The following is a 12,219-nucleotide window of genomic DNA, read 5'->3' as shown; positions in this document are numbered from 1 at the left end:
GGCCCGTCGCCCCGGGAAGAGGCGGCGGGCCGCTCCGCGTGCTCAGAGCGCGAGCTTGAAGCCGTCGTGGCTGCGGGCGAAGCCCAGCGAGGCGTAGAAGCGGTGGGCGTCGGTCCGGGACTTGTTGCTGGTCAGCTGGACGAGCGCGCAGCCGCGGGCCCTCGCCCGGTCGATGGCTGCGTCCATCAGCGTCCGGCCGAGTCCGCCGCCGCGCCGGTCGGCCCGGATCCGGACCGCCTCGATCAGGGCGCGCTCGGCGCCGCCCTTGCCGAGGCCGGGGATGTAGGTGGCCTGGAGACAGCCGAGGACGAGACCCTGCTCGTCCACAAGGACCAGCAGCTCGTTGCGCGCGTCGGCCTCGATGTCCGCGAACGCCCGCTCGTGGGCGGCGGTCACGGTCACCGAGGCCGGGTCGGTCACCCGCTCCTCGTCGGCGAGGAGCGCGAGGACGGCGGGCAGCTCGGCACGGGTGGCGGGACGCAGCACGATCACGGCCGCAGTCTCGCACACCCGTGCGCATGCGAGATCAGGGACGGAAGCGCAGCACCTGCGGGTCGTGGTCGCTGTTCTGGTCGGCGAACTCGGCGTTGATGTGCACGCTGTCGTACTCGAAGTGGTGCACCCCGGGGCTGGTCAGGATCTGGTCGAGGACCTGGCTGTTGCCCTGGTAGACGTACGAGTAGCGCTCGCTCACCGGCAGGGACTTGACGGCCGGGTACAGCGCGCCGCCCGCGGTCAGCGCCTGCGTGGCGCCGGAGAACTCGAAGTCGTTGATGTCGCCGACGACGAGCACGTCCGCCTGCTTGTCGACCGCCAGGACGTCCTTGACGAAGGCGTTGACGGCCTGGCCCTGGAGCAGCCGCTTGACCTCGGAGGAACGGGTCGGCGGCTGGTGGTGCGAGACGATCGACTCGTCGCCGCCCTTGGAGCCGAAGTGGTTGGCGACCACGATGACCGTCCGGCCGCGGAAGCGGAACTCGCCCGCGAGCGGCTTGCGGCTGTCCTCCCACGCGGCGTTCGACGGGTCGATCCGGCCAGGGGAGACGGTCAGGTGCGCGTCGCCCTTGGTGCCGGTCACCGCGGTGGCGGTGGTCGCGTCGCCGCCCGGGCGGTCCACGAAGGAGACCCGCGCGGGGTTGAAGAGGAAGACCTGACGGATGTTGCCGCCGGGCTCGCCGCCGTCCTTGAGGTTCTCCGGGTCGATCGAGCGCCACTCGTACGCCGGACCGCCGGCCGCCGCGATCGCCGCGGTGAACTTCTTCAGCGTCTCGCCGGCCGTCACCGTGCCGTCGTTCTTGGCGCCGTTGTCGTCCTGGATCTCCTCCAGGGCGACGATGTCGGGGGAGGCCAGGTTCTCCACGACCGCCTTCGCGAGCGCGTCGAACTTCGTCTGCGGGTCGGACGGGTCGAGGTTCTCCACGTTGTACGTGGCGACGGCCAGCTCGTTCTTGTGCTGGCGTTCGGTCACCTCCCGCTCCAGGCCCAGGTCCACGCTCCGGCCGAGCGTGTTGGCGACCAGGGTGTAGCCGCCGTACTGGTTGAAGTCCAGCGGACCCTCGGTGCTGCCGGCCAGCCAGTCGCCGACGTTCAGCTTGGGGAAGGGCTGCTGGGCGACCGGGGCGAGCTGCTGGATCTGCAGTCGGCCGGTGTTCTGGGAGTCGTACGAGCCGTAGACCGTGCCGCCGCGGCGGTTGTCGTTCTCGAACGGCTTCACCGTCACCCACAGCTCGTTGTACGGGTCGGTCGCGCCGACCACGCGCGAGGAGCCGATCCGGACGTTGGTGCCCTCCAGGGACTCGTAGTAGTCCAGGGCGTACTTCTCCGGGTCCAGGGTGAGCCCGTTGATCGAGCCGCCGGCCGCCGGGTCGCCCTCGGGGGCGTACGCGCCGGGGACGGAGCCGGACCAGACGGTGACCGGGGCCGGGACCTGGTTGCCCCGGGACAGGACGGTGATCACCGGCTTGGAGATCTGGGTCATCGACTGGTTGCCCGAGTTCAGACCGCCCGGGACGTACTCGGTGACCGAGCCGTTGACGCTCACGGCGTCGCCGACGGCCACGGTCGGCACCGAACTGGTGAAGACGAAGATGCCCTCGCTCGTGGCCGGGTTGTCGTCCGCCTGCGGGTCCTGCATCCAGAAGCCGCGCGAGCCGTAGGTGCGCACGCCGGTGACGACGCCGGTCACGCCGGTGACCGGCTTGCCGGCCAGCGGCGAGACGCGGGTGGTGCCCTGGATGTCGTGGATCCGGACGGGGGTCGCGGTGGCCGCCCCGTCGGCCGCGGCGGCCGAGCCGCCGAGCAGACCGGCGGCGAGAGCGGCGGAGACGACGGCGGCGACGGCGGCCGATCTCGGTATGGAGGAAGACATCAAGGTGCTCCGTGAGGGTTTGGACGAACGGTCGAACGATCTACGCGCGTCAATTTCCTTGGAGAGCCGTTGTCTTGTCAAGGGTCGACGGGTGTACGAAGGCTGACGCCCGCATGAACCGACGGACCGCCCCCGGAATGCGTCTACGCTGAAGGCCGCCCGAAGCAGCACCGGAACGCTGCCCGAAACACCGCCCGCACACCGCCCGTACACCCCGCCGAGGAGAACACCCGAGATGGCACCGGACCGCCCGACCCTTCCCCCCGTTCGGCTGCGCGCGGACGCGGAACTCGCGCGGGACGCCCTGGCGGCCCCTCTCCTCACCCGCGCCGTCCGGCTCGCCCGCTGGGCCGGCCCGGACACCCGGGTGGGCGCGGGCGGCGAGCTCGTCGACGAGCAGCTGCCCGCCGCGGCGGAGTTGCTCGGCCTGGCCGACGACGAGGACGGCGAGGCGTACGCGAGCGAGGCGTGGCGGGTCGCGGTCGACACCGGTCTGGTGGAGGTCGAGGACCCGGCGGATGACACGGGCTCGGAGGGCTCGGACGACTCGGCGGACGGTGACGCCGGGACGGCCCGGCCCGGCGCGAACCTGGCGCTGCTCACCGGCGGCTCGCCGCACGACGTCCTGTCCATCTGGCTCGACGCCCTGGAGACCGTCTTCGCCGACGCCACCGCGCCGTACGTGGACGACCTGGAGGCGCTGGTCGGCGAGGACGGCACCATCGACTTCGAGACGCTGGACTGGGACCCGGAGGGCGAGGCGGACTTCCTGGAGGGCGTCCTCGGCAACCTCTATCTGCTGACCGTCAGCGAGGGCGGCCCGGGCGAGGGTCCGGTGCCGCTGCCCGCGCTCGCCGCGTCGATGGTCGTCCCCGACGACATGGGGGAGCCGACCGACGACGTCCTGGAGCAGGTCTCCGACGCGATGATGCGGCTCGACGAGCAGTTCCGGATCCTGGAGCCGATCGGCCTCGTCGCGTACGCGCCGGTCGACGAGGCGCTGATGGTGGAGGCGGGGGCCGAGGGGGCCGCGTCGGAGGTGCCGTTCGACGAGGAGGACGTCAGCCGGTACGGCATGGTCCGGCTCACGCCGCTCGGGCTGTACGGGGTGCGCGCCCGCATGCTGGAGGCCGGGCTCGTGGTGCCCGCGGTCGGCGAACTCGCTGACAAGGGCGCCGAGGTGCTCCTCGACGGCATCGCCCACTACCCGCAGGAGGCCGCCCGGGCCGAGACCACCGGCTGGCTCGCCGGGCGCGAGGCGCCGGCCGCCGCGCGCGAACTCCTCGACGCCGCCCGCGGCTCCGACCCGGGTGCCCCGCTGCGCCGGCTCCACGCCCAGCAGGCCCTCTCCCTCGTCGGCCCCGACGCGGAGCCGGCCGTCCGCGAGGTCCTCGACGACCGCGAACTCGGCGGCCTCGCCCGTGTCTGGCTCGCCGAGCGCGGCGCCGCCGACATCCCGGCGCCGCCCGAGTCCATGATCTTCTGGCTCGCCGTCGACACGATCGCCGCCCACCTCGACGCGGAGGGCGACCCCGAGGAACTCCAGGACCTCATCCAGGGCCTCACCGCCGGCCACGGCGGCTTCTTCGAAGCGGCCTGGCGCGTCGACCACCCGGCCACCGCCGACGTCCTGGACGCGATGGGCCGCCTCCACCCCGACAAGCCCTCGGCGAAGGAGGCCCGCAAGGCGGCCTTCAAGGCGAGGTCCCGCGCCTGAGCCCCGGCGGCCGCAGGCCGTTGCGGGCTGCGCCCGGCAGCCCCGTTGCGGGCCGGCCCCCGTTCGTTGCGGGCATACGTTCCGCGGGGGCGGGTTCCACCCGCACGGGCGGTGCCGGGTTCGCCACCTCCGTGTGGGCATTCGTCCCGCTGGGGCGTGGGGGTCCCCCCCCGGCGAAGCCAGGGGGAGGGTGGGCACACGGGACGGCGCCCATGCGGGCGCGTTCCGCACCTGCGCCTGGACCCGCACCACGAGCGCGGCGCCCTCGTGCTGAACGTACAGGTGCAGGAGCCTAGGCCCGGCAAGGGGCGCCGACCCGCCCCCTCACGTCCGCAGGTGCGACGCCCCGTTCATGTCCAGGACCGTGCCCGACGCCCACTCCGCCGCCGGTGACGCCAGCCACAGCACCGCCGCGGCGATCTCCTCCGGGGTGGCCACGCGGCCGAAGGGGCTCTGGGCGAGGATGGCGGGGCCCTCCGGGCCGGTGAGGCGGGGGGCCACGCGTTCCGTGGTGAAGAAGCCGGGGGCGACGGAGGCGACGGCGATGCCGTGCGGGGCCAGGGCCACGGCGAGGGACTGGCCGAGGGCGTGGACGGCGGCCTTGGTGGCGCCGTAGGCGGGGTGGTCCGGTTCGCCGCGGAAGGCGCCGCGGGAGCCGATGTTGACGATGCGGCCCTGGGTGCCCGCGGCGATCATGCGACGGGCGGCGAGCTGGCTCACGTACGCCGTGCCGAGCAGGTTCACGGAGACGTGGCGCTGCCAGAGCGCCACCCACTCCTCGTACGGCGTCGTCGCCGGCGGGTGCGGCAGGTTGACGGCCGCGTTGTTGACCAGGACGTCGAGCCGGCCGCCCAGGCCCTCCGCCGCGCCGGAGACGACGGACTCCGCGGCGGCCGGGTCGGAGAGGTCGCCGGAGACCAGGACGTGGCCGGGGCCGTCGAGGGATTCCAGGGTCGCGCGGGCCTCGTCGGCGCGGGAGCCGTAGTGGACGGCCACCCGGTCGCCGTTCGCGGCGAAGGCGCGCGCCACCGCGCGGCCCAGACCGCGCGAGGCACCGGTGACGAGGACGCTGCGTCCGGAGGCAGGCAGGTTCATAAGAGGTCGCCTTTCTGTTCAACCGCCGTTTATACGGGGGCGCGAGCGTGTGCCGCGACACCGGGTGACGACAGGAAGAAGAACCGTCATGTCCCTCAACCGCAGAGAGTTCACCAAGCAGTCCGCCGCCGCGGGCGCCGCACTCGCGCTCACCGGCGCCGTCGGCGCGCTCGCCACCGCCCCGCAGGCGCTGGCCTCCGAGGACCACGGCAACGAGCACGGCGGCAACGGCCACGGCCACGGCAACGGCCACCGTCTCGGCTACGGCGAGCTGATCGCCGACCCGCAGGGCATCCTCGCCCTGCCCGAGGGCTTCACCTACCGCGTCATCACCCACAGCGGTGTCACCCGCCTGGAGTCCGGCGAGTTCACGCCCTCCAACCACGACGGCACCGCCACCTTCGCCGGCCCGCGCGGCACCACGTACCTCGTGAACAACCACGAGCTCAAGGGACCCCGCTCCAAGTGGGCTCACCCGGTCCCGCTCGCCGAGGGCCTGGTCTACGACCCGGCGGCCTCCGGCGGCTGCACCGTCGTCGAGGTGCACCGCGACGGGACCGTCGCCGAGTGGGTCGGCATCGCCGGCACCTCCACCAACTGCGCGGGCGGCAGCACCCCCTGGGGCACCTGGCTCACCTGCGAGGAGAACTCCGACCTGGCCGGGGTCAACGGCATGACGAAGGACCACGGCTACGTCTTCGAGGTCGACCCGCACGACCGCCGCGCCAACCGCGCCCCGAAGCCGATCAAGGCCTTCGGCCGCTATGACCACGAGGCCGTCGTCATCGACCCCAGGCGCGGCCACGCCTACCTCACCGAGGACGCCGCCGGCCCCAACGGCCTGTTCTTCCGCTGGGTTCCGCCGCAGGGCTTCGAGTACGGCCGCGGCCGCCTCGCGACCCTCGCCGACGACGCCGGCCGCCTCCAGGCCCCCAAGTGCTACGACTCCGCCGGCACGTTCGTCGACGACCTGTCCCGTGCCACGAAGATCGGCACCGTGTACGGCGTCGACTGGGTCGACGTCCCGGACCGCGACGGCCGCACCACCCCGGTCCGCAAGCAGTTCGCCGAGGGCGAGGTCACCCGCGCCCGCAAGCTGGAGGGCATGTGGTGGGCCGACGGCGGCGCCTACATCGTCTCCTCGTACGCCCGTGAGGAGAGCCCCGGCGCCCCGCACGACGGCCAGGTCTGGTTCTACGACCCCAAGCGCCGCACCCTCACCCTCAAGGTGCTGCTCGGCGTCAACGCCAACCCGGACGTGGACGGCGCCTACGACGGCCCGGACAACATCACCGTCTCCCCGTACGGCGGCCTCGTCATCGCCGAGGACGGCGAGGGCGTGCAGCACCTGTTCGGCGCGACCGACAGCGGCCGCACCTACCCGATCGCCCGCAACGACCTGAACGACAGCGAGTTCACGGGCGTGACCTTCTCGCCCGACGGCGACACCCTCTTCGCCAACATCCAGACCCCGGGCATCATGCTCGCGATCACCGGCCCGTGGTGCCGCCAGCCGCGCCGCTGAACCCCCCCGGACCGGAACTGGTCGCGTCCATCAGCTGACATCTAACATGTCAGTTCATGGACGCCTTGCGGCCCGTGGGCCGGACCCTGCTGCGTGACCGGGCGTACGAGACGCTGCGCGACGCCATCGTGCGCGGCGACCTCGCGCCCGGTTCCGTGGTCAAGGACACCGAACTGGCCGAACGGCTCGGGCTCTCGCGCGCACCCGTGCGCGAGGCCCTGGCCCGGCTCGGCGACGAAGGCCTCGTCGAGACCAAGCCGCAGAGCTACACCCGGGTCACCCGGCTCGTCAGCCGGGTCGTCCGGGACGCCGCCTCCGTGGTGCGGGTGATGCACGAACTCGCCGCGCGCACCGCCGTACCGCTGCTCGGCCCCGAGGGCATCCGGGCCATGCGCGAGGCCAACGAGCGGTTCGCCGCGGCCGTGCGCGCCGCCGACGTCGACGCCGCCCTGCGCGCCGACGACGAGCTCCACCAGGTCCTGGTCGGCGCGAGCGGCAACCACGCCGTCGCCGCCACCGTCGAGCGGTACACCCCGCTGATCCGCCGCGTCGAGCGGCATCTCTTCGGCGACGCGGACATCTGCGTCTCCGCCGCGCTGCACACGCTCCTCATCGACGCGTGCGAGGCGGGCGACACGGAGGAGGCGGTGCGGGTGACGACGGAGATATGGCGGGCCCTGGAGGAACTCGCGGACGAGGCGACCGAGCCTCGGGCCGCGGCGACCGGCCCCACAGGCCCCACAGGCCTCGCGACCGGGCCCAGGACCCCGGCGTCCACGACGACCTGACCCGTCACCTCACCCCGGGAGCCCGTATGCCGACGATCGCCGACCACGACCGCTACCCGCTGCTCTTCGGACCCTCGCCCGTGCACCCGCTGCGCCGGCTCACCGACCACCTCGGCGGCGCCACCCTGTGGGCCAAGCGGGAGGACTGCAACTCCGGCATCGCGTACGGCGGGAACAAGACCCGCAAGCTGGAGTACCTGGTCGCCGACGCCCTCGCCCAGGGCTGCGACACCCTGGTGTCGATCGGCGGCGTCCAGTCCAACCACACCCGCCAGGTCGCCGCCGTCGCCGCCCACGCCGGCCTCAAGTGCGTGCTGGTCCAGGAGAGTTGGGTGGAGTGGCCGGACTCCGTCTACGACAAGGTCGGCAACATCCTGATCAGCCGGCTCGCGGGAGCCGACGTACGCCTGGTGAAGGCCGGGTTCGGGATCGGGTTCAAGGAGAGCTGGGAGCTGGCGCTGCGCGAGGTCGAGCTGACCGGCGGGAAGCCGTACGCCATCCCGGCCGGCGCCTCCGACCACCGGCTCGGCGGGCTCGGCTTCGCCAACTGGGCCTACGAGGTGGCCGAGCAGGAGCGCGAGCTCGGGGTCTTCTTCGACACGGTCGTGGTCTGCTCGGTGACCGGCTCCACCCAGGCCGGGATGGTCGCGGGCTTCGCCGCGCTCGCCGAGGACGGCGGCCCGGCCCGCCGGGTGATCGGGATCGACGCCTCCGCCGAGCCGGTCCGGACCCATGAGCAGATCACCCGGATCGCCCGGGACACCGCCGCCCTGATCGGCGTCGAACGCCCGCTCACCGCCGCCGACGTGGAGCTCGACGAGCGCTACCACGCGGGCGTGTACGGCGTCCCGGACGAGGCGACCCTGGCGGCGATGCGGCTCGCCGCCCGGACCGAGGGCATGGTCACCGACCCGGTCTACGAGGGGAAGTCGATGGCCGGACTGGTCGACCTGGTGGAGCGGGGCGAGATCGGCCGCGACGCGACCGTCCTCTACGCCCACCTGGGCGGCCAGCCGGCCCTCAACGCGTACAGCGCGCTGTTCTAGCGCCGTACGCACACGGGGAGCGCCGCGGCTCAGAGCGCCTGGGCCGCGGGCTTCACCATGCCCCGCACGGTGCGGGACTTCACGAACTCGCCCATCGCCGTCATCTCCCACTCGCCGGAGAACTGCTTGATGAGCTTGGCCATCATCACGCCGGTCTGCGGCTCGGCGGTGGTCAGGTCGAAGCGGACCAGCTCCTCGCCGCTGGCGGCGTCGATGAGCCGGCAGTACGCCTTGGCGACCTCGGTGAACTTCTGGCCGGAGAAGGAGTTGACGGTGAAGACCAGACCGGTGGTGTCGGCGGGCAGCCGGCCCAGGTCGACCACGATCACCTCGTCGTCGCCCGCGCCCTCGCCGGTCAGGTTGTCGCCGGAGTGCTTGATCGCGCCGTTGAGGATCGACAGCTTGCCGAAGTAGCAGCTGTCGATGTGGTTGCGCTGGGGGCCGTAGGCGATGACGGAGGCGTCGAGGTCGATGTCCTTGCCGCGGTAGGCCGGCTCCCAGCCCAGGCCCATCTTCACCTGGGAGAGCAGCGGGCGGCCGCCCTTGACCAGGGAGACCGTCTGGTTCTTCTGGAGGCTGACCCGGCCCTTGTCCAGGTTGATCTTCCCGCTGCCGGCGGGCGGCGCGGGCGGGGCCGGGGGAGCCGCCGGCGGGGCGGCGGGCATCGGGGGAGCGGCGACCGGTGCGGCGGGCGCGGCCGGTGCGGCGGCGGGCGTGGGCGTGGCCGCCGGGGTCGGCTCCTCGTCCACGCTCACGCCGAAGTCGGTGGCGATCCCGGCCAGCCCGTTCGCGTACCCCTGGCCGACCGCGCGGGCCTTCCACTGCCCGTTGCGCAGATAGATCTCCATGACCACGAGCGCCGTCTCGGTGGCGAGCCGCGGCGGCGTGAAGGTGGCGAGCACGCTGCCGTCGTCGGCGTTGCGCAGGGTCGCGGTGGGCTCGATGCCCTGGAAGGTCTGGCCCGCCGCGTCCGGGCTCGCGGTCACCACGATCTTCTCGATGCCGGCCGGCACGGCGGCGGTGTCCACCAGGATGGCGTCCGGCGCGGCGCCGCCGCCCGAGCGGTAGGTGACACCGGGACCGGCGGGCTGGTTGTAGAAGATGAAGTCGTCGTCCGAGCGCACCTTGCCGTCGGCGCCGAGCAGCAGGCCCGAGACGTCGAGCCGCACCGGGGCGGCGACGTCCACCGCCACGCGCGCGACGGTGAGAGGGATGTTCGAGCCAGGGGTCATAGCGGTCATGACCGGGGTAACGAACGAGACGCCTTTGCCGTTCCCTTACCTTCCCCGGGTTCGGCCACCTTGATTACGCGGGTGGTTCCGGGCCGTCCGCTCGTTGCCGATCTTGTACGCGCCGGTCCAGCGCGCCATCACCAGCTGCTGGTCCCCGGACCCGACCTCGACCAGGAACTTCTGCGCGCGGGCGCCGCGCAGGGTGGCGGCGGTCCGCCCGTGATGGACGACGACGACCGTGCCGTCGGTGTGCTGCTCGTACGTGAATCCCCGTGGTGGTGGCATGACCGGCATCCTGCCGTTCCTGGTCACGTCCGTCATATGAATATTCTTTCGAACGTGGGTGGGAGCTCTTTCCGGACGCGGGACGTGGACGAGGCGCGCGAGGAGATCGACGCGCGCTATTACGCCAACTTCATGGATGTGATCGACACGCGCGGCCGGCCCTTCGCGGCCCGCTTCGACACCGTCGGCCTCGGTCCGCTGATGATCGGCGACCTCGGCTGCGGGGCCGACGTCCGGATGCGCTTCGGCGAGCTCGGCGCCTTCCATCTCAACGCCCCGCAGAGCGGCACCATGGAGCTGCGCCAGGGTCGGAGCGGGCGCCGATTGCTCGCCACCCCGGAGGAGGCGGTGCTGCTCGACCCGTCGGGCGACACCTGTCTCGACCGCTGGAGCGGGGACTGCCGCACCCTTTCGGTCAAGATCGACGCGGCGGCGCTGCGGGACCGTCTGGAGGGGCTGCTCGGGCGCTCCCCGGACCGCAGGCTGGCCCTCGAGCCGCGCCTCGACATCACCCGGGGGCCCGGACTGAGCTGGGTGACCTTCGCCCGGCAGGTGGCCGCCGGGGCGCTCGCCGGGGACGGTCTCGCCACCCACGAGCTGGTGTCACGCCCGCTCCAGGAGGCGCTGCTCAACGGGCTGCTGCTCGCCGCCGAGCACCCCTGGCGGGACGAGCTCGCGGACCCCGCGGGGCCGGTCAGGCCCGCGCCGGTGAAGCGGGCCACGGACGCGGTCCGGGCCCGCCCCGAGCACCCCTTCACCACCTCCGAGCTCGCGGCCCTCGCCCGGGTGAGCGTGCGCCGGCTCCAGGAGTCCTTCCGGCAGTACGTGGGGATGTCGCCGATGGCGTACGTGCGCGAGGTGCGCCTGGAGCGGGTCCACGAGGAGCTCCGGGCGGGCGACCCGGACGGGCTGAGCGTCGGCGAGGTGGCCTGGCGCTGGGGCTTCACCCACCCGGGCCGCTTCGCGGCCCAGTACCGGGCCCGGTTCGGCGAGACGCCCTCGCGCACCCTGCGCGGCTGAGCCGGGGCGGCCGCGGTCCGGGTCCATCTCGGGCCCAAGCCCGGGCCCCGGGTGTCCGGCATGCGAACACGTCGCGTTTTGCGGACAGTTGCCGCGTTCCGCGGATCGCGGTGATCTTGACCGAAACGTATCGTCGGTTCCGTCCGCGGGCGTCATGCGTCGCCCGCGTCGATCCGGGTCCCGGCCGGCTCCCCCGCATAGTCCGGCCGGGCCTGTGTTCCCCCGCGTTCTCCCCGCTCGGCCTCAGTACGGCCAGCGCGGCGGGTTCTCGCAGAAGTGGCCGCCCAGATAGCGGTCGTCGGCGCTGCCGGGGGCCGGCAGGCCGTGCTCCGAGACGATCTTCTCGGCCCAGGCCTCGGAGTCGTCCTTCGGCTCGTAGCCGAGTGCGCGGGCAGAGGAGAGGTCCCACCACTCGCGGGTGTTGGCGGAGGCGCCGTAGACCACGGTGTGGCCGACCCCCGGCGCGCTCAGCGCCGCGTGGAACAGCCGGGCGCAGTCGCCGGGGCTGAGCCACAGGGACAGCATCCGCACCGAGGTGGGCTCGGGGAAGCAGGAGCCGATCCGCACCGAGACGGTCTCGACGCCGTGCTTGTCCCAGTAGAACTGCGCCAGGTCCTCGCCGAAGGCCTTGGACAGGCCGTAGTGGGTGTCGGGCCGGTGCGGGATGTCGGTCGGGAGCGGCGGCTCGCCGGGGCGCGGCCGGGGCGTGAAGCCGACGGCGTGGTTGCTGGACGCGAAGAGGACCCGGGGGACGCCCTCCTCCCGTACCGCCTCGTAGAGGTGCTGGAGCCCCACGATGTTGGCCGCGACGATCTTGTCGAAGTCGGCCTCCAGGGAGATTCCGGCGAGGTGGATCACGGCGTCGACGCCGCGCACGGCCTCCCGCAGCGCCGCGCGGTCGGCGAGGTCGGCGAGGATCGCGTCCGGCGCGCCGGGGACCGGGACCATGTCGAGCGACCGGATCGTGTAGCCGTGGGCGGGCAGCAGTTCGCGCATGAGGGTGCCGACGCCGCCGGCGGCCCCGGTGAGCAGGACGGTGCGGGGTGCGGGGTTCAAGGGAGGGATCTCCGTCCGTAGACCGTATTCACGCATGTGGAAGGCCCGTCACGCTAGATACTGCCGGTCGCAGCGTCAAGAACGCCG

General features: G+C 73.0%; 11 protein-coding genes. 5 read left to right on the top strand and 6 right to left on the bottom strand.

Annotation, left to right across the window (positions count from 1 at the left end; genetic code table 11):
- Nucleotides 1-42: 42 nt before the first annotated feature.
- Complete coding sequence (locus JAO84_RS07980; protein WP_370416684.1) at nt 43-489, bottom strand: N-acetyltransferase family protein; 447 nt, start codon at nt 487-489, stop codon at nt 43-45.
- 37 nt (nt 490-526) lie between these two features.
- Nucleotides 527-2,368 carry an endonuclease/exonuclease/phosphatase family protein gene (locus JAO84_RS07975; RefSeq protein ID WP_370411682.1) on the bottom strand — a complete coding sequence of 614 codons (1,842 nt, stop codon included), beginning with the start codon at nt 2,366-2,368 and terminating at the stop codon, nt 527-529.
- 235 nt (nt 2,369-2,603) lie between these two features.
- On the opposite strand from JAO84_RS07975, the gene JAO84_RS07970 reads away from it, so the two are divergent.
- Nucleotides 2,604-4,085, top strand: coding sequence for a hypothetical protein (locus tag JAO84_RS07970; protein ID WP_370411680.1), 1,482 nt, complete (start codon nt 2,604-2,606; stop codon nt 4,083-4,085).
- 324 nt (nt 4,086-4,409) lie between these two features.
- On the opposite strand, the gene JAO84_RS07965 is transcribed toward JAO84_RS07970, so the two are convergent.
- Nucleotides 4,410-5,180: an SDR family NAD(P)-dependent oxidoreductase gene (locus tag JAO84_RS07965; protein ID WP_370411678.1), complete on the bottom strand. Its 771-nt coding sequence runs from the start codon at nt 5,178-5,180 to the stop codon at nt 4,410-4,412.
- 88 nt (nt 5,181-5,268) lie between these two features.
- Between JAO84_RS07965 and JAO84_RS07960 the strand changes: the two genes are divergently transcribed.
- From JAO84_RS07960 to JAO84_RS07950, 3 genes are read left to right on the top strand one after another with little or no spacing between them, the layout of a single operon-like run.
- A complete protein-coding gene (locus JAO84_RS07960) occupies nt 5,269-6,705 on the top strand; it encodes an alkaline phosphatase PhoX (protein ID WP_370411676.1) in 1,437 nt (478 codons plus the stop codon).
- 56 nt (nt 6,706-6,761) lie between these two features.
- The gene (locus JAO84_RS07955; protein WP_370411674.1) at nt 6,762-7,493 is read left to right on the top strand and encodes a GntR family transcriptional regulator; all 732 of its coding nucleotides are present in this window, start codon (nt 6,762-6,764) and stop codon (nt 7,491-7,493) included.
- A 26-nt stretch (nt 7,494-7,519) separates the two neighbouring features.
- Nucleotides 7,520-8,539 (top strand): 1-aminocyclopropane-1-carboxylate deaminase, encoded by a 1,020-nt coding sequence (locus JAO84_RS07950; protein WP_370411672.1) that lies wholly within the window; start codon nt 7,520-7,522, stop codon nt 8,537-8,539.
- A 29-nt stretch (nt 8,540-8,568) separates the two neighbouring features.
- Here the strand turns inward: JAO84_RS07950 and JAO84_RS07945 are convergent, their stop codons facing one another.
- Entirely contained in the window at nt 8,569-9,780 is a 1,212-nt protein-coding gene (locus JAO84_RS07945) for a TerD family protein (RefSeq protein WP_370411670.1), read from the bottom strand.
- A gap of 36 nt (nt 9,781-9,816) precedes the next feature.
- Entirely contained in the window at nt 9,817-10,056 is a 240-nt protein-coding gene (locus tag JAO84_RS07940) for a hypothetical protein (RefSeq protein ID WP_370411668.1), read from the bottom strand.
- A 54-nt stretch (nt 10,057-10,110) separates the two neighbouring features.
- On the opposite strand from JAO84_RS07940, the gene JAO84_RS07935 reads away from it, so the two are divergent.
- Complete coding sequence (locus tag JAO84_RS07935) at nt 10,111-11,076, top strand: AraC family transcriptional regulator (protein ID WP_370411666.1); 966 nt, start codon at nt 10,111-10,113, stop codon at nt 11,074-11,076.
- 243 nt (nt 11,077-11,319) lie between these two features.
- Here JAO84_RS07935 and JAO84_RS07930 read toward each other — a convergent pair whose 3' ends face one another.
- Complete coding sequence (locus JAO84_RS07930) at nt 11,320-12,168, bottom strand: NAD-dependent epimerase/dehydratase family protein (protein ID WP_370411664.1); 849 nt, start codon at nt 12,166-12,168, stop codon at nt 11,320-11,322.
- Between the last annotated feature and the right edge of the window lie 51 nt (nt 12,169-12,219).

The sequence above is a fragment of the Streptomyces fradiae genome (assembly GCF_041270065.1).
In the GTDB taxonomy this organism is placed as follows: Bacteria; Actinomycetota; Actinomycetes; order Streptomycetales; family Streptomycetaceae; genus Streptomyces.
Note: the sequence above shows the minus strand (reverse complement) of the source record. Positions and strands in the feature narration are given on the sequence as shown.

Coding starts and splice junctions, on each gene's coding strand:
- JAO84_RS07950 (WP_370411672.1), top strand. CDS start 7,520: ATGCCGACGATCGCCGACCACGACCGCTACCCGCTGCTCTTCGGACCC.
- JAO84_RS07965 (WP_370411678.1), bottom strand. CDS start 5,180: ATGAACCTGCCTGCCTCCGGACGCAGCGTCCTCGTCACCGGTGCCTCG.
- JAO84_RS07940 (WP_370411668.1), bottom strand. CDS start 10,056: ATGCCACCACCACGGGGATTCACGTACGAGCAGCACACCGACGGCACG.
- JAO84_RS07930 (WP_370411664.1), bottom strand. CDS start 12,168: ATGCGTGAATACGGTCTACGGACGGAGATCCCTCCCTTGAACCCCGCA.
- JAO84_RS07970 (WP_370411680.1), top strand. CDS start 2,604: ATGGCACCGGACCGCCCGACCCTTCCCCCCGTTCGGCTGCGCGCGGAC.
- JAO84_RS07945 (WP_370411670.1), bottom strand. CDS start 9,780: ATGACCGCTATGACCCCTGGCTCGAACATCCCTCTCACCGTCGCGCGC.
- JAO84_RS07960 (WP_370411676.1), top strand. CDS start 5,269: ATGTCCCTCAACCGCAGAGAGTTCACCAAGCAGTCCGCCGCCGCGGGC.
- JAO84_RS07975 (WP_370411682.1), bottom strand. CDS start 2,368: ATGTCTTCCTCCATACCGAGATCGGCCGCCGTCGCCGCCGTCGTCTCC.
- JAO84_RS07955 (WP_370411674.1), top strand. CDS start 6,762: ATGGACGCCTTGCGGCCCGTGGGCCGGACCCTGCTGCGTGACCGGGCG.